At 66.1% G+C, this 18,178-nt stretch carries 14 protein-coding genes; 6 read left to right on the top strand and 8 right to left on the bottom strand.

Translation table 11 applies throughout. The annotated features are described in order from the left end of the window. The first annotated feature begins 72 nt into the window (after positions 1–72). The 5 genes from AC1RRP_RS13185 to AC1RRP_RS13205 all read left to right on the top strand — a co-directional run bounded on the left by AC1RRP_RS13185 (position 73) and on the right by AC1RRP_RS13205 (position 8,117). Complete coding sequence (locus AC1RRP_RS13185) at positions 73–1,047, top strand: bifunctional riboflavin kinase/FAD synthetase (protein ID WP_493036824.1); 975 nt, start codon at positions 73–75, stop codon at positions 1,045–1,047. 90 nt (positions 1,048–1,137) lie between these two features. Then, positions 1,138–4,038, top strand: coding sequence for an isoleucine--tRNA ligase (gene ileS / locus AC1RRP_RS13190; RefSeq protein ID WP_493036826.1), 2,901 nt, complete (start codon positions 1,138–1,140; stop codon positions 4,036–4,038). After that, on the top strand, positions 4,038–4,532 hold the full coding sequence (lspA, locus tag AC1RRP_RS13195) for a signal peptidase II (RefSeq protein WP_493036828.1): 495 nt from the start codon (positions 4,038–4,040) through the stop codon (positions 4,530–4,532). The genes ileS and lspA overlap by 1 nt, the downstream gene beginning before the upstream one ends. Before the next feature lie 26 nt (positions 4,533–4,558). Next, entirely contained in the window at positions 4,559–6,262 is a 1,704-nt protein-coding gene (locus AC1RRP_RS13200) for an ABC1 kinase family protein (protein ID WP_493036830.1), read from the top strand. Positions 6,263–6,419: 157 nt separating this feature from the next. After that, the gene (locus AC1RRP_RS13205; RefSeq protein ID WP_493036832.1) at positions 6,420–8,117 is read left to right on the top strand and encodes a flagellinolysin; all 1,698 of its coding nucleotides are present in this window, start codon (positions 6,420–6,422) and stop codon (positions 8,115–8,117) included. Positions 8,118–8,151: 34 nt separating this feature from the next. Here AC1RRP_RS13205 and AC1RRP_RS13210 read toward each other — a convergent pair whose 3' ends face one another. Next, a complete protein-coding gene (locus AC1RRP_RS13210; protein ID WP_493036834.1) occupies positions 8,152–9,147 on the bottom strand; it encodes a quinone oxidoreductase family protein in 996 nt (331 codons plus the stop codon). Between the two features lie 116 nt (positions 9,148–9,263). On the opposite strand from AC1RRP_RS13210, the gene AC1RRP_RS13215 reads away from it, so the two are divergent. Next, positions 9,264–10,169: a DMT family transporter gene (locus AC1RRP_RS13215; protein ID WP_493036836.1), complete on the top strand. Its 906-nt coding sequence runs from the start codon at positions 9,264–9,266 to the stop codon at positions 10,167–10,169. Positions 10,170–10,182: 13 nt separating this feature from the next. On the opposite strand, the gene pstS is transcribed toward AC1RRP_RS13215, so the two are convergent. From pstS to AC1RRP_RS13250, 7 genes are all read right to left on the bottom strand, one after another. Continuing rightward, positions 10,183–11,238 carry a phosphate ABC transporter substrate-binding protein PstS gene (gene pstS / locus AC1RRP_RS13220; RefSeq protein WP_493036838.1) on the bottom strand — a complete coding sequence of 352 codons (1,056 nt, stop codon included), beginning with the start codon at positions 11,236–11,238 and terminating at the stop codon, positions 10,183–10,185. 342 nt (positions 11,239–11,580) lie between these two features. Next, positions 11,581–12,369: an SDR family oxidoreductase gene (locus AC1RRP_RS13225; protein WP_493036840.1), complete on the bottom strand. Its 789-nt coding sequence runs from the start codon at positions 12,367–12,369 to the stop codon at positions 11,581–11,583. Between the two features lie 75 nt (positions 12,370–12,444). Continuing rightward, entirely contained in the window at positions 12,445–13,314 is an 870-nt protein-coding gene (locus tag AC1RRP_RS13230; RefSeq protein WP_493036842.1) for a DMT family transporter, read from the bottom strand. Between the two features lie 52 nt (positions 13,315–13,366). Next, positions 13,367–14,989 carry a gamma-glutamyltransferase family protein gene (locus AC1RRP_RS13235; protein WP_493036844.1) on the bottom strand — a complete coding sequence of 541 codons (1,623 nt, stop codon included), beginning with the start codon at positions 14,987–14,989 and terminating at the stop codon, positions 13,367–13,369. A 144-nt stretch (positions 14,990–15,133) separates the two neighbouring features. Then, entirely contained in the window at positions 15,134–16,093 is a 960-nt protein-coding gene (locus tag AC1RRP_RS13240; RefSeq protein ID WP_493036846.1) for a Bug family tripartite tricarboxylate transporter substrate binding protein, read from the bottom strand. Positions 16,094–16,176: 83 nt separating this feature from the next. Then, positions 16,177–17,694: a tripartite tricarboxylate transporter permease gene (locus AC1RRP_RS13245; protein WP_493036848.1), complete on the bottom strand. Its 1,518-nt coding sequence runs from the start codon at positions 17,692–17,694 to the stop codon at positions 16,177–16,179. A gap of 13 nt (positions 17,695–17,707) precedes the next feature. After that, positions 17,708–18,157: a tripartite tricarboxylate transporter TctB family protein gene (locus AC1RRP_RS13250; RefSeq protein WP_493037098.1), complete on the bottom strand. Its 450-nt coding sequence runs from the start codon at positions 18,155–18,157 to the stop codon at positions 17,708–17,710. Between the last annotated feature and the right edge of the window lie 21 nt (positions 18,158–18,178).

Genomic DNA, 18,178 nt, shown 5'->3' on the forward strand with positions numbered 1-18,178 from the left:
GACGACCCTTTGACGGCTTTGCTTTTGCTTACAGCCTGGCCCGCTATCAAAAAGATACCAGCGACCCCACCCATGAAGGTTTTCCGCGGCTTCCACCACCCCGGCATCGCCCCGGCCTGTGCGCTGACCATCGGCAATTTCGATGGCGTACACCGCGGCCACCAGGCCATGCTGGCGCTGCTGCGCGGCGAGGCCGCGCAGCGCGGCGTGCCCAGCTGTGCCATGACCTTCGAGCCGCATCCGCGCGACTACTTTGCCGGCGCCACGGGCAACGCTGCCCTGGCCCCGGCACGCATCGCCACCCTGCGCGACAAGCTGGCCGACCTGCAACGCTGCGGCATCGACCAGGTGATCGTGCTGCCCTTCGACGCCCGCCTGGCCTCGCTCTCCCCGCAGGCCTTCATCGACGATGTGCTGGTGCGCGGCCTGGGCACGCGCTACGCCCTGGTGGGTGACGACTTCCGCTTCGGCGCCAAACGCGCGGGCGACTACGCCCTGCTGGACGCCGCGGGCACCCAGAAAGGCTTCGACGTCGCCCGCATGAACAGCTACGAGGTCCATGGCCTGCGTGTCTCCAGCTCGGCCGTGCGCTCGGCCCTTGCCGAGGGCCGCATGGACGATGCGGCCCGCCTGCTGGGCCACCCGTACCATATCTCAGGCCACGTGCTGCACGGGCGCAAGCTCGGGCGCGAACTGGGTTTCAAGACCCTGAACCTGCGCTTCACCCACTGGAAACCGGCCGCCAGCGGCATCTTTGCCGTGCTGGTGCATGGCCTGGATGCCCGGCCCCTGCGCGGCGTGGCCAATCTGGGCGTGCGGCCCTCGCTGGACCCGACCGATGTGAACGGCGGGCGGGTGCTGCTGGAGACGCACTGCCTGGACTGGCCGGCCGCCCTGGGCGCCGAGGGGGCCTACGGTAAAATCATCCGCGTGGAACTGCTGCACAAACTGCACGACGAACTGAAATACGACAGTCTGGATGCCCTCACCCAAGGCATCACCCAGGACTGCGATGCTGCACGCGCCTGGTTTGCCCGGCGAATTTGACGGGGCACCACCGGCGCACCTTGCCCCGCGCCAGCGCAAGCCCCCTCTCGCCCGCCCCTCTGGGCCGCCACGTCTTTCGAAAAGTTTGCCATGACCGACAAAGTTGATTACCGCGCCACGCTGAACCTGCCCGACACCCCCTTCCCCATGCGCGGCGACCTGCCCAAGCGCGAGCCGGGCTGGGTCAAGACATGGAACGAACAGGGCCTGTACAAGAAGCTGCGCGATGTGCGCCACGGCAAGCCCAAGTTCATCCTGCATGACGGCCCGCCTTACGCCAACGGCCAGATCCACATCGGTCACGCGGTCAACAAGATCCTCAAGGACATGATCGTCAAGGCGCGGCTGCTCTTGGGGCTGGACGCGCAGTACATCCCGGGCTGGGACTGCCACGGCCTGCCCATCGAGAACGCCATCGAGAAGCTGCACGGTCGCAACCTGCCGCGTGACGAGATGCAGGCCAAGAGCCGCGCCTTCGCCACCGAGCAGATCGCCGGCCAGATGGCTGACTTCAAGCGCCTGGGCGTGCTGGGCCAGTGGGACAACCCTTACAAGACGATGAACTTCGTCAACGAGGCCGCCGAGATCCGGGCCTTCAAGCGGGTCATGGAGCGGGGTTTTGTCTACCGCGGCCTCAAGCCCGTCTACTGGTGCTTCGACTGCGGCTCGTCACTGGCCGAGTTCGAGATCGAATACCAGGACAAGAAGAGCAGCACGCTGGACGTGGGCTTCGAATGCGCCGAGCCCGGGAAACTGGCCGCCGCCTTCGGCCTGCCCAAGCTGGACCAGGCGGCCTATGCCGTGATCTGGACCACCACCGCCTGGACCATCCCCGCCAACCAGGCCCTCAATCTCAACCCCGAGCTGGAATACGCGCTGGTGCAGACCGAACGCGGCCTGCTGGTGCTGGCCGCCGTACTGGTCGAGAAATGCATGGAGCGCTTCAAGCTCACAGGCAAGGTGCTGGCCACCACGGCGGGCAAGAACCTGGGCCTCATCCACTTCAAGCACCCGCTGTATGACGTGGATGCCGGCTACCGCCGCCTCAGCCCCGTGTACCTGGCGGATTACGCCACGGCCGAAGACGGCACGGGTATCGTGCACTCGGCGCCCGCCTACGGGGTGGATGACTTCAACAGCTGTGTATCGCACGGGATGGCCTACGACGACATCCTCAACCCGGTGCAGGGCAACGGCGCCTACGCCGCCGATTTCCCGCTCTTCGGCGGCCTCAACATCTGGAAGGCTGTGCCCGTGGTGCTGGAGGCGCTGAAGAACGCCAACCGCCTGTTCGCCACCCAGGACATCACCCACAGCTACCCGCACTGCTGGCGCCACAAGACGCCCGTGATCTACCGCGCCGCGGCCCAGTGGTTCGTGCGCATGGACGAGGGCACCGGCATCTTCACCAAGGACAAGGCGCCGCAGACCTTGCGTCAGCTGGCCCTGGCCGCCATCGACGAGACGAAGTTCTACCCTGAGAACGGCCGCACCCGCCTGCGCGACATGATCGCCAACCGGCCCGACTGGTGCATCTCGCGCCAGCGCAGCTGGGGCGTGCCCCTGCCCTTCCTGCTCGACGTGGACAGCGGCGAGCCGCATCCGCGCACGCCCGAAATCATCGACCTGGCGGCTGACGTCGTCGAGCAGGGCGGCATCGAAGCCTGGAGCAAGCTTTCCACCGCCGAGATCCTGCAGCGCATCGGCGACAAGACGAACGCGGCGCAGTGGAGCAAGAGCACCGACATCCTGGAAGTGTGGTTCGATTCCGGCACCACGCACACCACCGTGCTCAAGACCTCGCACCCGGGCGCCGGCCACGAGAGCGGCCCCGAGGCCGACCTCTACCTCGAAGGCCACGACCAGCACCGCGGCTGGTTCCACTCCTCGCTGCTGACCGCCTGCGCCATGTACGGCCGCGCGCCCTACCGCGGCCTGCTGACCCACGGCTTCACCGTGGACGGCCAGGGCCGCAAGATGAGCAAGAGCGTGGGCAACGTCGTGGCCCCCCAGCAGGTCAGCGAGAAGATGGGCGCCGAGATCATCCGCCTGTGGTGCGCCGCCACCGACTACTCGGGCGACCTGGGCATCGACGACAAGATCCTGGCACGTGTGGTAGACACCTACCGCCGCATCCGCAACACCCTCAAGTTCCTGCTGGCCAACGTCAGCGACTTCGATCCGAAGAAGGACGCGGTGCCGCTGGACCAGATGCTTGAGATCGACCGCTACGCGCTCAGCCGCGCCGCCGAGCTGCAGGCCGAGATCCTGGCGCACTACGAGGTCTACGAATTCCACCCCGTGGTGGCCAAGCTGCAGGTCTACTGTTCGGAAGACCTGGGCGCCTTCTACCTGGACGTGCTGAAGGACCGCCTCTACACCACGGCACCGAAGTCGCTGGCGCGCCGCAGTGCCCAGACCGCGCTGTACCAGATCACCCAGGCCATGCTGCGCTGGATGGCGCCTTTCCTGAGCTTCACAGCTGAGGAAGCCTGGCAGGTGATCGGCTCGTCCGAATCGATCTTCATGGAAACCTATATCGAGCTGGGCCAGCCCGACGCAACACTGCTGGCCAAGTGGGCCCGCATCCGCGAGATCCGCGATGCGGTGAACAAGGACATCGAAGCCTTGCGTGCCGAGGGCAAGGTGGGGGCATCCCTACAAGCGACTGTCCAGTTCCTGGCAAGTGGCGAGTATCTTAAGTTGCTGCGCACACTAGGCGAAGACCTCAAGTTCGTCCTAATTGTTTCAGAGACTCTTGTTGCCAGCAAAGGCTCTGAGTTAGTTGAAATGACAGACGATGACGAATTTGACATTGGTTTTAGCGAAGGTGGCGCTCTGAAGATCTTTGTGAAACCATCAACAAAGCTCAAATGCGAACGCTGCTGGCACTACCGCGACGACGTCGGCGTGGATGCGACCCATCCCACGCTGTGCGGCCGCTGCACCAGCAATCTGTATGGCGCCGGTGAAAGCCGGAAGATCGCCTGATGGGTCGCGCGATCAAATCAGCCGGCCTGCTGCAGTGGCTGGGCCTGGCCTTCCTGATCCTGGTGGTGGACCAGATCACCAAGGTGCTGATCCTGGCCTACTACCACCCGGGCGAGAGCACCTATATCACCGACTGGCTCAACATCGTGCGGGTGCACAACCGCGGCGCGGCTTTCTCCTTCCTCGCCGGCGCCGACGGCTGGCAGCGCTGGTTCTTCGTGGGCATCGGTGCAGTGGCTGCGGTGTTCATCATCTACCTGCTGCGCACCCATGCCGGCCAGCGCCTGTTCTGCTTTGCGCTGACCTGCATCCTGGGCGGCGCCATCGGCAATGTGATGGACCGCCTGCTGCACGGCTACGTGGTGGACATGGTGGACTTCCACATCGGCCGCTGGCATTTCCCGGCCTTCAACGTGGCCGATACCGCCATCACCTTCGGCGTGATTTTCCTGCTGCTCGACGAGCTCTTGCGGGTACGGCGCTCGCGCGCCTGAGTCCAGCAGCCTGACACGCTCCGACCATGAACACTTCAGCGGTCCACGGTGTCAGGCGCAGCAATCTGGGGCGCCTGAACGAGATCGCCGGCGTGCTGGTGCGCCATGGCCTGGGCGAGCTGGTGCGCCGCTGGGGCCTGGCCGATGTGCTGGAGAAGGCCGGCCACCGCCTGCACTGGGACCACGCCGCCGACCTGGCCCACCTCCCGCCGCCCGTGCAGCTGCGCAAGGCCCTGGAGGAACTGGGTCCCACCTTCGTGAAACTCGGCCAGATCCTGGCCGGCCGGGCCGACATGTTCGGCCCCGAGTGGATCGCCGAATTCGAGAAACTGCACAGCCATGTGCCGGCCCTGCCGCTGGACGCCCTGCGCGCGCAGTTGCGCGAAGATCTGGGCGGCGAGCCCGAGGCCGTGTTCGCCCGCTTCGACCCCGAGCCGCTGGCGGCCGCCTCCATCGCCCAGGTGCACCGCGCCCAGCTCCAGGACGGCAGCGAGGTCGTCGTCAAGATCCGCCGCCCCGGCATCCGCGCAGTGATCGAGGCCGACCTGCGCCTGCTCGACCGCCTGGCCGCGCTGGCTGAAATCGAATTGCCGGCGCTTGCACCCTACCGCCCGCGCCAGCTGCTGCGCGAGTTTGGCCGCTCGCTGCAACGCGAACTCGACCTGGCCAGCGAATGCCGTCATGCCGAACGCCTGGCGCGCAACATGGCCGCACTGCCCTTCGTGCAGATCCCCCGCATCCACTGGGCCTGGACGCATGAACGCGTCAATGTGCAGGACTACGTAGAGGGGATCGCCGGCCACGCTCTCGACCAGCTGGACCAGGCCGGGCTGGACCGTCGCCTGCTGGCACGGCGCGGCGCGCAGGCCGTGCTCAAGATGATCGTGGAAGACGGTTTCTTCCACGCCGACCCGCACCCGGGCAACGTCTTTTACCTGGCGGACAACCGGCTCGCCTTCATCGATTTCGGCATGGTGGGCCACCTCTCCATGCGCCGGCGCCAGCAACTGCTCAAGCTGCTGCTGGGCCTGGTTCAGCGCGAGCCGCAAACGGTGGTGGACGTGCTGCTGGACTGGACCCGCGACGGCCAGACCGTGCCGGTGGAACGGCTGGAAAGCGATATCGAGGCCTTCCTCGACCAATACCACGGTACCCCGCTGGCCGAGCTGAGCCTGGGCCGCATGCTGGTGGACGTGACGGCCATCCTGCGCGAAAACCACCTGGCCCTGCCCGCCGACCTGGCCCTGCTGATCAAGGCCTTCATCACGCTGGAGGGCCTGGGCCGCGGCCTGGACCCGAACTTCAACATGGCCGCCGAGGCCCTGCCCCTGCTGCAGCAGGTGGTGCGTGCGCGCTACCGCCCCCGGGCGATGGCAGGGCGCGTCTGGGGTTCCTGGCTGCGCCTGATGGAGGTGGCCGAGCAACTGCCGCAAGACCTCTCCCGCCTCATGCGCAAGGCGCGCCAGGGACGCATGGGGCTGGACATCGAGAGCCGCTCGCTGCGCCACGTGGGCAAGCAGCTCGACCGCGCGGCCAACCGGATCTCGCTGGCGCTGATCATTGCGGCGCTCATCATCGGCTCCTCCATCGTCATGACGGTGGGTGGCGGCCCCACCCTGCTGGGCCTGCCGGCCTTCGGCCTGCTGGGTTTCCTGGGCGCGGGCATCGGCGCGCTCTGGCTGGGCCGCTCGATCTGGCGCAGCCATCGGCACGAAGACGACGAGCTTTAGTCCTGTCGTGTCAGCGCTTTCCCGCATCCAAAAATAAAGCCCCAGTTTCCCGGCCAGTTGTCGAAAACAGTGCAGAGGCGGTCTTTCCTGCGGGCGAACCGTGCCTGGGCCGTGCGCCCAGGGAATCTGCAATTGACTTGGAGCCACAGGACCTGTCATGGGGATGGTCATCAACACCGGCATGCTGTCGCTGACGGCCCAGAGAAATCTGGGCACGAGTCAGTCGAGTTTTGCCACCTCCATACAACGCCTGTCGAGCGGGCTGCGCATCAACAGCGCCCGCGACGACGCGGCGGGCCTGGCCATTTCCGAGCGTTTCACCAGCCAGATCCGAGGCCAGAACCAGGCCATCCGCAATGCCAACGATGGCATCTCCATGCTGCAGACGGCCGAGGGCGCCGCCACCACCATCACCGGCAACCTGCAGCGCATCCGCGAGCTGGCCGTGCAATCGGCCAACGCCACCAACTCGGCCTCGGACCGGCAGTCCCTGCAACAGGAAGTCAACCAGCTGGCCGCCGAGATCGACCGCATCGGGCGGACCACCGAGTTCAACACGCTCAAGGTTTTCGACCAGAGCCGCAACAAGGTGACCGGCCTGAGCAATACCGACCAGGATGCCGTCATCGAAGGCCTGCAGGGCGGCTGGCTGGAGGTGGCCGAGAACATGATCAGCCAGGCCTACGGCATCATGGGCAAGGGCAATGCCATCAGCATCGAGCTCACCACCTTCACCGATGCGGCCGGCAACACGGCCGCACGGGTCGTATCGTCCGTGGGCGCCAGCGGGCCCGGCACGGACATCAAGATGCAGATCGACATGGCGGACTTCGTGCCACCCAACCTGCCCAACGGCGGCAACGCCCCCTTCTACAACGACCGCATCATCGCGCACGAGATGGTGCATGCCGTCATGGCCACCGGCGCCAGCTGGGGCGAACTGGCCAACGACGGCACCGCCACCTGGTTCCTCGAAGGCGCGGCCGAGTTCATCCACGGCGCCGAGGAGCGGGTACAGGCCGACGGCATCGCCGCCACGCTGGCCGACAACATCAGCGCCTGGGGTGGCGGCAGCGTGGACTATTCGTCGGCCTACGTGGCCATCCGCTACCTGCATGAAAAGATCCAGGCAGCCGGTGGCGACGGCGTGCAGGACATGCTGCAGTACCTGCACAACAACGCCGGCAAGACGCTGAACGACGCGTTCGTGAATGCCACCCATGGCGCCTACGCCAGCCAGGCTGCCTTCGTGACCGACTTCAATGCGAACAAGGCCGGTTTCGTTGCCGGCTTCGACTTCAGCAACAGCGATACCGGGGCCATCGGCGGCCTCGATGTCGACAGCGGCCCCGTCCAGACCGCCAAGAGCGTGGTCCAGGACTTCGGCAATCGCAGCGGTGTCGATGTCCTCTCGGGCTTCACCGAGACCTGGGAAGAGCTGGGCAAGGCCGGCGGCACCGGCAACATCCTGAGCTTCCAGGTCGGCGCCAATGCGGGCCAGACCATAGCCACCGCCATCGGCGGCATGAACCTGGGTTCGCTGGGCCTGATGAACGTGGACGTCACCTCGGTCGACAACGCCAGCCTGGCCATGCGCCAGATCGACAAGGCGCTGAACTACGTCAGCGGCACCCGCGCCAAGCTGGGGGCGCAGATGTCGCGCTTCGACACCACCGTCCAGAACCTGCAGCTCAGCAGCGAGAACATGTCGGCCAGCCGCTCACGCGTGTTGGATGCCGACTTCGCCCAGGAGACCGCGGCGCTGTCGCGCGCCCAGATCCTGCAGAACGCCGGCACGGCCATGGTGGCGCAGGCCAACCAGATGCCGCGCATGGTGCTGACGCTGCTGCGCTAGAACGTCCTGTCCAGGTAAGGCAGCAGCGCCCGGCTCACAGCGTCAGGATGGTGCTGCCCGTGGTCTTGCGGGCTTCCAGGTCGCGGTGCGCCTGCTGCACCTGCTCCAGCGGGTAACGCTGGGCGATGTTGATCTTCACCTTGCCGCTGCCCACCATGGCGAACAGGTCGTCGGCCATGGCCTGCGTGCTCTCGCGCGTGGCGATGTGGGTGAACAGGGTCTGGCGCGTCACGTAGATCGAGCCCTTGGCCGCCAGGCTGCCCGGGGCAAAGGGCGGCACCACGCCCGAGGAATTGCCAAAGCTGGCCATCAGGCCGAAGGGGCGCAGGCAATCCAGCGACTTGTCCCAGGTGTCCTTGCCGACCGAGTCGTACACCACCTTCACGCCCTTGCCACCGGTGATCTCCTTCACGCGCGCCTGGAAGTCCTCGGTCGCGTAGTTGATCACGTGCGCCGCGCCGTTGGCCCGGGCCAGTTCGCACTTGGCGGCCGAACCGGCGGTGCCGATCAGCTGCAGGCCCAGGGCGCGGGCCCACTGGCAGGCGATCAGGCCCACACCACCGGCAGCCGCATGGAAGAGGATGTGATCGCCGGGCTGCAGCCCTTCAACCGGACGCACCTTGTTGAGCAGGTACTGCACGGTCAGGCCCTTGAGCATCATGGCCGCGCCGGTCTCGAAGTCGATGTTGTCGGGCAGCTTGCAGACGCACTTGGCCGGCATCACGCGCAGTTGGCAATAGGCGCCGGGCGGCTGGCTGGCGTAGGCGGCGCGGTCGCCCACCTTCAGGTGCGTCACACCCTCCCCCACCGCCTCGACGATGCCCGAGGCCTCCATGCCCAGCTGCAGGGGCATGGGCAGCTGGTAGACGCCGGTACGCTGGTAGACGTCCAGGAAGTTCAGGCCGCAGGCCTTGTGGCGGATGCGGATCTCGCCGGGGCCGGGCTCGCCCACCATCACCTCGGCAATCTTCATTTCTTCGGGGCCGCCGTGCTGATCGATGCGCACGGCGCGGGATTTGAACTGGCTCATGTCTGTCTCCTTGTGTTGCGCAAAATTCTACGTGAGCATACGAGTGCCCGCCGCCAGCAGGGCCAAACGAGCAGGACGACAGCGCCCCGGCCCGGGGCTTGCTACAGTGCCAACCCATGCACACCCGACTCAGCCCCTCCACCGCCCTGCTCCTGACCCTCCCGCCCCTGATGTGGGCGGGCAACGCCGTGGTGGGCCGCATGGTGGGCGAACTCGTGCCGCCCATGATGCTCAACCTGCTGCGCTGGGCGCTGGCCGGCCTGATCCTGCTGCCCCTGGCGGCCTGGGTCCTGAAGCGCGACAGCGGGATGTGGCAACACTGGCGGCGCTTCTCCATGCTGGGCCTGCTCAGCGTGGGCGCCTACAACGCCCTGCAGTACCTGGCCCTCAAGACCTCCTCGCCCATCAACGTCACCCTGGTGGCCGCCAGCATGCCGATCTGGATGCAACTCATCGGCCGCCTGTTCTTTGCGGCGCCCGTATCAAGGCGCCAGCTGCTGGGCGCCCTGCTCTCGATCAGCGGCGTGCTGCTGGTGCTCAGCCGCGGCCACCTCGACACGCTGCTGCAGGTCCAGCTGCTGCCGGGCGACATCTACATCCTGATCGCGTCCATCTGCTGGGCTTTCTACAGCTGGATGCTGGCGCGCCCGGGCGGCGAGCCGCACACCATCCGCGGCGATTGGGCGGCGTTCCTGATGGCACAAATCGTCTTTGGCCTGGTCTGGTCGGCCCTCTTTGCCGCCGGCGAATGGGCTGTGGTGGACCAATCCATCACCTGGGGCTGGCCGCTGACCGCTGCCCTGGTCTTCGTGGCCGTGGGGCCGGCCCTGCTGGCCTACCGCGCCTGGGGCATCGGCGTGCAACGCGCCGGCCCCACGGTCGCCAGCTTCTTCGGCAACCTCACGCCCCTGCTCGCGGCGCTGATGTCTGCCGCCCTGCTGGGCGAGCTGCCGCAGCTGTACCACGGCGCTGCCTTCGTGCTCATCGTCTGCGGCATCGTGGTGTCGTCGGCAAGGCGCTGAAGGTGGCAGACAGTCAGAACCCGGTGGCCTGCATGCCGATCGGGTTGCCGGTCTTGTCCTTGACAGACGCAATGATCCTGAAGGCCGCCGCCTGCACGCGGTTGGGCAAGCGCACGAAACTGCTCCGCTGCACCAGTTCGTCACCGTGCATGAATGACCAGGCGAAGAACTTCAGGGCGGGCAGGACATCCTGCGGCTTCTCGGCCACCTGCGGCACGACAACGAAGGTTCCCATGGTGATGGGCCAGGCACCGCGTCGGTTCATGTTCGTCAGCGTGGTCGTGAAGTTGCCGCTGCTGACCCAGTCACTGGCCGACAGCGCCGTGCGGAAGCTGTCGCTGGACGGGCTGAGGAATTCGCCCGTGGCATCGACCAGCTGCACCGGGGTGAGCTGGTAGTCCCGCACATAACCGAAATCGACATAGCTGATGCCACCGACCGTTTCGCGCACCGCCGTGGAAACCCCCTCGCTGCCTTTCGCTGCGATGAAGTGTCCGGGCCACGTGATGCTGTTCTTGACGCCGAACTGCGCCTGCCAGTCCGGGTGCACCTTGGCCAGATAGTCGGTGTAGTTGTAGGTGGTGCCCGAGCCGTCACTGCGTACGATGACCTTGATGGGCAGATTGGGCAAGGCCAGGCCCGGGTTGAGCTGGGCGATCTCGGGCGCATTCCACTGGGCGACTTGCCCCATGAAGATGCGCGCCAGCACGGTGCCATTCAATCGCAGCTGGCCGTCGGCGATCCGGGGCAGGTTCACCACGGGCGAAATGCCCGTGATGGCGATCGGAAACACCAGCAGCCCGTCCCGGTCCAGTTCTGCGCGTGTCGGTGCGACGTCGGTCGCACCATAAGCCACTTCGCGCGCCTTGATCTTGCGCACACCGGCCGATGAGCCGGCCGAGTCATAGGCCAGCTTGTGACTGGTGGCGCGCTCGTAGGCGGCACCCCAGCTGCGGTAGATCGGCGCGGCGGCGGACGAGCCGGCCCCTGTGAACGTATCGGCCCAGGCGCCGCATGCGGTCGCGGCCAGCCATGCGGCGGCAACTCCCAAGGAGATCTTCTGTTTCATCATCATTCAATTCCATCTATTCATGACATGACCCACCCGGTTCGCAAAACGCGATCGGAATATCGCGTCCTCCGCATAGGCGCGGTCAGACAGGGATCACAGGGGGTAGTCGGACTGACTGGCAGGACCTGCGTCAGGCGCCCGCCAAGGACACAGGTGACCGGCGCAAAGCAGTTACCCGCATCCGCATTCTAAGGGAAGCAAGGGAAAACCCTTAACCCACCGGATAAGGCAGGGACACGCCTCTCGCCACTCAGCCGCGCCATCGCACGGCGCGGCGGGTTACGAAACGGGCTGGAATACCCGCTGATACGGCCACGGGCCGCGCCGGGCCGGACCGGCTCAGTACGTGCCCGGATAGGCGCCACCGTCGGCCAGCACGTTCTGGCCGTTGATGTAGCCACCGTGCTGGCTGCACAGGAAGGCGCAGATCGCGCCGAATTCCTCGGGTGTGCCGAAACGCTGGGCCGGGATGGTCATGCGGCGCGCATTGGCGATGTCCTCGATGGGCTTGCCGGTCTTCTGCGCCGCGCCCGCCATGGTGTGCTTGAGGCGGTCGGTGTCGAAGGCACCGGGCAGCAGGTTGTTGATGGTCACACCTTTGGCGGCAATCCGTGCATTGCGCGCCACGCCGGCGACGAAGCCGGTCAGGCCGCTGCGCGCGCCGTTGGACAGGCCCAGGATGTCGATCGGCGCCTTCACCGCGCTGGAGGTGATGTTGACGATGCGGCCGTAGCCGCGCGCGGCCATGCCGTCCACCGTGGCCTTGATCAGTTCGATCGGCGTGAGCATGTTGGCGTCCACCGCCTTGATCCAGGCCTCGCGGTCCCAGTCGCGGAAGTCGCCGGGCGGTGGGCCACCGGCATTGGTGACGACGATGTCGAAGTCCTTGCGCTGGGCAAAGATGGCTTCACGCCCGGCCACCGTGGTGATATCCACCGGCACGGCGATCACCTGTACGCCGGGGGCCTCGGCCTTGAGGCTGGCCGCCGCCGCATTCAGCGCCTCGGCGCCGCGCGCCACGATGACCACGTTGACGCCTTCACGCGCCAGCGCCTGCGCACAGCCGTAGCCCAGACCTTTGCTTGCGCCACCGACCAGCGCCCACTTGCCTTTGATGCCGAGATCCATGATGTTTTCCTGTGAGTAAAAGTCGAATGAAAGAAATGATACGTGGACTGTCGCGTCGTCGCCGTGGCCAGGCCTTCAGTCTGCGGGCAGGCGCGCAGCCCGGCTGAAGACGAAGATGCCGGCCAGCACCAGCACGGTACCGGCCACCACCCAGCCGGTGAAGGGTTCGCCCAGCAGCCACACGCCCATGAGGATGGTGGACATCGGCCCGACCATGCCAGCCTGCGCGGCCGCGCCGGCGCCGATGCGCTCGATGGCCATCATGACCAGCAGCACCGGCACCGCCGTGCAGGCCGTGGCGTTGAGCAAGGAGAGCCAGAGCACCTCGGGCGCTACCTGCGCGGCCGACAGAGGGCGCAGCAGCAGAAACTGCAGGATGCAGAACAGACAGGCCGCGCTGGTGGCCAGGCCGACGAGACGCAGCGAACCCAGGCGCTGCACGAGCTCCCCGCTGTAGCTGAGGTAAAGCGCATAACTGACGGCACTCAGGAAGACCAGCAGCGTCCCCCAGGCGACGTCGGCCCCGGCCAGCGTGACCTCACGTCCGAAAACCAGCATCACGCCCGCGTAGCTGATCAGCACGCCACCCAGCTGCGCGCGGCTGACGCGCCGGCCGTAGAACAGCAGGCCGATCAGCAGCACGATGGTGGGGGTGAGGTACAGGACCAGACGCTCGAGCGAGGCTGTGATGTAGGCCAGGCCCGCAAAGTCCAGGAAGCTGGCCAGGTAATAACCGCAAAATCCCAGGCCCAGCACACCCAAACCGTCGCGCCGTGTGAGCGCGGCCTGGCCGCGGCTGGCCCACCAGGCCATGCCCGCAAACAGCGGCAGCGCAAACAGCATGCGGTACATGATGAGCGTGACCGCATCCACCCCGTAACGGTAAGCCAGCTTGACGATGATGGCCTTGCCGCTGAAGGCGATGGCACCCGCCATCGCCAGCATGAGACCGGTTGCTATGTTCTTGCTAGCGTTCTGTGCCGGCACGTCGGAAAGCTCAGAAACCGGCCGCCTGCCCGTCGCGTCGCGCGTCGCTCGCGGCCACGTAACCCTGCACCTTGGGGTCGCCGGCGCGCCAGATGAACTGGCCGGCGCCGAAGTCCTGGTAGGAATCGTTGATGACCTCCATGCGGTGGCCGCGCGCCGACAGGCCCTGCACGGTAGCCGGGTGCATGGTCGCCTCGACGTTGATCTCGAAGCCCGCGTTGTAGCGCCAGCGCGGCGCGTCACAGGCGGTCTGCGGGTTCTGGCCGTAGTCCAGCATGCGCACCAGGGTCTGCAGATGGCCCTGCGGCTGCATATTGCCGCCCATCACGCCGAAGCTCATCACCGGCTGGCCGTCTTTCGTGAGGAAGGCCGGGATGATGGTATGGATGGGCCGCTTGCCCGGCGCCACCAGGTTGGCCGTGTTCAGACCATTGGCGTCCACGTTGAAACCGTGGCCGCGGTTCTGCAGACTGATACCGAAGGTCGGCTCCACGCAACCCGAGCCGAAGCCCATGAAGTTGCTCTGTATGAAGCTGATCATCATGCCGTTCTCGTCGGCCGCCGTCAGGTAGATGGTGCCGCCCTTGACCGGGTTGCCGGCCTTGAAGTCCTGCGCCTTCTTCATGTCGATCAGTTTGGCACGACTGGCCAGGTAGGCGTCATCGAGCATTTGCGCGGGGGTCACCTGCATGGCCGAGGGCTCGGCCACATAGCGATAGACATCGGCAAAGGCCAGCTTCATGGCCTCGATCTGCAGGTGCTGCGAATCGACGCTGTCCACAGGCAGGGAACCCAGGTCGAACTTGTCCAGGATGCCCAGGGCCATCTGCGCGGCGATGCCCTGGCCATTGGGCGGGATCTCGTGCAGGGTGTAGCCGCGGTAATTCTTGGCCAGGGGCTGCACCCACTCCGGCTGGTAGGCGGCCAGGTCGCTGGCCTTGAGAACGCCGCCGCACTCGGCGGCAAATTTCGCCAGCGCTTGAGCAATCTCGCCACGGTAATAGGCCTCGCCCTTGGTCAGCGCGATGGCGCGCAAGGCGCGCGCGGCGGCCTTGAACTGGAACAGCTCACCCACCTGCGGCGCACGGCCCCAGGGCAGGAAGGACTGGGCAAAACCCGGCACGCCCTGCAGTTCGGGCGTGGCGGCAGCCCATTTCTGCTGCACCACCACGGGAATGAGGTACCCACGCTCGGCGATCTCGATGGCCGGCTCCAGCAGGTCGGCAAAGGGCAGCTTGCCGAAACGCTCGCTCAAGGCCACCCAGCCGGCCACGGCACCGGGCACGGTGACGGCGTCGATGCCGCGCTTCGGGGGTGTCTTGGCGCCGTCGCCGTACTTGTTTTTGAAGTACTCGGGTGTCCAGCCCTGCGGCGCGCGACCGGAAGCGTTGAGGCCGTGCAGTTCCTTGCCATCCCAGAGGATGGCAAAGGCATCGCTGCCCAGGCCGTTGCTGACCGGCTCGCAGATCATCATGGCCGCCGCCGCGGCAATGGCCGCGTCCACCGCATTGCCGCCCTTTTGCATCATGCGCAGGCCGGCCTGCGCGGCCAGCGGGTGCGAGGTGGAGACGACGTTGCGCGCGAAGACGGGCAGGCGCGTGCTGGGATAGGGGGTGCTGTAGTTGAAGTTCATGATGTCATGGGTCCTGTTTTGCTCCGTTCATTCACATGAACGCACGGGCTTTTTCGAGAACGCCGCAGAACCGGCTTCGCCGGGCTGCTGGCGTTGTCCCCCACCGGGGGAAGGCGCCCTCAGGGGCGACACAGGGGGGCTTCATCAATCCGCGGTGATCTTTCGTTCGGTGATGACTTTTTTCCATTTGACCGACTCCGCCTTCACCACGGCCGCGAAGGCCTGCGGCGTGCCACCGGTGGTTTCAGCGCCCAGACGGGCAAAACGCTCTTTGAGTTCCGGCTCGGCCAGGGCGGCATTCACTGCCTGATTGACGCGCGCCACGATCTCGGGCGGCAGGCCGCGCGGGCCGTACACGCCGAACCAGGTGACGGACTCGAAGCCCGGCAGCAGCTCGGACACCGCCGGCAGCTCGGGCGCCAGCGTGCTGCGCTTGGGGCTGGTCACGGCCAGGGCACGCAGTTTGCCGTCGCGCACATGCGGCATGCCCGAGACCACGGAGTCGAACAGCACGTCGACCTTGCCGCTGATCAGATCGGCAATCGACAGGCCGGTGCCGCGGTAGGGAATGTGCACGAGGAAGGTGCCGGACTGGGCCTTGAAGTTCTCGGTGGAGAGGTTGGAGATGGTGCCGTTGCCACTGGAGGCGTAGTTCAGCCGCCCCGGGTTCTTGCGCGCATGCTCGATGAACTCGCGCAGGGTCCTGGCCGGTGAACTCATGGGCACCAGGATGACCTGCGGTGAACTGGCCACATAGACGATGGGCGTGAAGTCCGCCTCGGCGTTGTAGGGCATCCTGGGGTTGATGGCCGGGCCGATGCTGTGCGTGCTGGAGGTCGTGAGCAGCAGGGTGTAGCCATCGGCCGGGGCCTGCGCCGCGGCCAGCGCACCGATGGTGCCGCCGGCGCCGGGCTTGTTGTCGACCACGATGGACTGGCCCAGCTTCTTCGCCAGCTCCTGGGACAGCGCGCGCGACAGGATGTCGGTGGCGCCGCCCGCGGGAAAAGGCACGACCAGGCGCACCGGCTTGGCCGGCCAGGTCTGGGCCGAGACCGACAGGCTCAGACCGACGGCCAGCAGGCCGAGCAGGGTTTTGAACTTCATCTGGGTCGCTCCTCTGAAGGGGGTTCCGGAAAGGCAAGAACGGCACCCATGGGTGCCGTTCTGGTCGGGGAAGGGCTGAAAACTCAGTCCTCGACGAACGCTTCCTCGCGCTTGGACTTGATCGATGGCAGCGTCACGATGATGAGCAGCAACAGCGCCGCAGCCAGCAGGCCAGCCGACAGGGGACGCGTGACCAGCACGCTCCAGTCACCACGCGACAGCAGCAGCGCGCGACGCAGGTTCTCTTCCATCATCGGCCCCAGGATGAGGCCCAGCAGCAGCGGGGCGGGTTCGACCCCCAGCTTGATGAAGCCGTAACCGATCACGCCGAACATGGCCACCATCCACACGTCCCAGGTGTTGTTGTTGGTGGAGTAGACGCCCACCGCGCAGAACAGCACGATGGCAGGGAACAGCCAGCGATAGGGCACGGACAGCAGCTTGATCCAGATGCCGATCAGCGGCAGGTTCAGGACGATCAGCATGAGGTTGCCGATCCACATGGAAGCGATCAGGCCCCAGAACAGCTCGGGGTTGCTGGTCATCACCTGCGGGCCGGGCTGGATGTTGTGGATGGTCATGGCACCGACCATCAGCGCCATCACCGGATTGGGGGGAATGCCCAGCGTCAGCAACGGGATGAAGGAGGTCTGCGCACCGGCGTTGTTGGCGGCTTCGGGCGCGGCCACGCCGCGGATATTGCCCTGGCCGAAAGGCACCTCGCCCGGCTTGAGCTTGGTCTTTTTCTCGATGGAATAGGCCGCAAAGGCCGACAGCAGCGCGCCGCCGCCGGGCAGGATGCCCAGCATCGAGCCCAGGGCCGTGCCACGCAGCACCGCCGGGACCATGCGCTTGAAGTCTTCCTTGGACGGATAGATGTGGGTGATGTTGGAGGTGAACACCTCGCGTTTGTCCTCGGGGTGCGAGAGATTCGCGATGATCTCGCCGTAGCCGAACACACCCATGGCGATCACGATGAAGCCGATGCCATCGGTCAACTCCGGGATGTCGAAGGAGTAACGCGCCACACCCGAGTTCACGTCGGTGCCGACCAGCCCCAGCAGCAGGCCCAGGATGATCATGGCAACGGCCTTGAGCAGCGAGCCCGAGGCCAGCACCACGGCGCCGATCAGGCCCAGCACCATCAGCGAGAAATACTCGGCCGGACCGAACTTGAAGGCGACTTCCGTCAGCGGCGCCGCGAAAGCGGCCAGGATCAGCGTGCCCACGCAACCGGCAAAGAAGGAACCCATGCCGGCCGCAGCAAGCGCCGGACCGGCGCGGCCCTTGCGCGCCATCTGGTAACCGTCGATCACGGTCACCACCGAGGATGATTCACCCGGCAGATTCACCAGAATGGCGGTGGTGGAGCCGCCATACTGGGCGCCATAGTAGATGCCGCCCAGCATGATCAGCGCAGCCACCGGCGGCAGCGCATAGGTGGCCGGCAGCAGCATCGCAATGGTGGCCACCGGGCCCACGCCCGGCAGCACGCCGATCAGCGTGCCCAGGAGACAGCCAATGAAGGCATACAGCAGGTTCTGGAAGGTGAAGGCGACACCGAAACCCAGCGCAAGGTTGTTGAAAAGTTCGAATTCCATGGTCTTGTACTCCTCAACCCGTGATGAAAGCAGGCCAGACCTGGAACTGCAGGTTGAGCAGTTTCACGAACGCACCATAGCTGACAACCGCCAGGATGGTGGCCAGGATCAGCACTTCGCGCAGCTTGAACACGTCGCCGGCCAGGCTGGCCGTGATGGTGAGCCCGTAGATGGCAGCGATCAGGCCCATGGCGGGGATACCAAACTTGGGCAGGCCGCCGAGCAGGATGCCGAAGAGCACGTTGGCGCCAATGATGTAAAGCAGCGGGCGCCAGGCCATGCCGCCCAGCTTGTCGCCCGTTTCCGACTTGGACACCACGCCCTGAAACATGATCAGCGCACCCAGGGCGGCCAGGATGATGCCCAGCAGCAGCGGGAAGTAACCGGGGCCCATGCGGGCGCCCGTGCCGATGTTGTAGGTGGTTGCCCCGATGGCAAATGCACCACCCACGATGGTGAACATCAGGCCGGAGTAAAAATCTTT

This window comes from Hylemonella sp. GW821-FHT12C09, from assembly GCF_058807395.1.

Excerpts from the sequence above, each read along its gene's own strand:
- AC1RRP_RS13185 (WP_493036824.1), top strand. The coding sequence starts at position 73 with ATGAAGGTTTTCCGCGGCTTCCACCACCCCGGCATCGCCCCGGCCTGT.
- ileS (WP_493036826.1), top strand. The coding sequence starts at position 1,138 with ATGACCGACAAAGTTGATTACCGCGCCACGCTGAACCTGCCCGACACC.
- lspA (WP_493036828.1), top strand. The coding sequence starts at position 4,038 with ATGGGTCGCGCGATCAAATCAGCCGGCCTGCTGCAGTGGCTGGGCCTG.
- AC1RRP_RS13200 (WP_493036830.1), top strand. The coding sequence starts at position 4,559 with ATGAACACTTCAGCGGTCCACGGTGTCAGGCGCAGCAATCTGGGGCGC.
- AC1RRP_RS13205 (WP_493036832.1), top strand. The coding sequence starts at position 6,420 with ATGGGGATGGTCATCAACACCGGCATGCTGTCGCTGACGGCCCAGAGA.
- AC1RRP_RS13210 (WP_493036834.1), bottom strand. The coding sequence starts at position 9,147 with ATGAGCCAGTTCAAATCCCGCGCCGTGCGCATCGATCAGCACGGCGGC.
- AC1RRP_RS13215 (WP_493036836.1), top strand. The coding sequence starts at position 9,264 with ATGCACACCCGACTCAGCCCCTCCACCGCCCTGCTCCTGACCCTCCCG.
- pstS (WP_493036838.1), bottom strand. The coding sequence starts at position 11,238 with ATGAAACAGAAGATCTCCTTGGGAGTTGCCGCCGCATGGCTGGCCGCG.
- AC1RRP_RS13225 (WP_493036840.1), bottom strand. The coding sequence starts at position 12,369 with ATGGATCTCGGCATCAAAGGCAAGTGGGCGCTGGTCGGTGGCGCAAGC.
- AC1RRP_RS13230 (WP_493036842.1), bottom strand. The coding sequence starts at position 13,314 with ATGCTGGCGATGGCGGGTGCCATCGCCTTCAGCGGCAAGGCCATCATC.
- AC1RRP_RS13235 (WP_493036844.1), bottom strand. The coding sequence starts at position 14,989 with ATGAACTTCAACTACAGCACCCCCTATCCCAGCACGCGCCTGCCCGTC.
- AC1RRP_RS13240 (WP_493036846.1), bottom strand. The coding sequence starts at position 16,093 with ATGAAGTTCAAAACCCTGCTCGGCCTGCTGGCCGTCGGTCTGAGCCTG.
- AC1RRP_RS13245 (WP_493036848.1), bottom strand. The coding sequence starts at position 17,694 with ATGGAATTCGAACTTTTCAACAACCTTGCGCTGGGTTTCGGTGTCGCC.
- AC1RRP_RS13250 (WP_493037098.1), bottom strand. The coding sequence starts at position 18,157 with ATGTTCACCATCGTGGGTGGTGCATTTGCCATCGGGGCAACCACCTAC.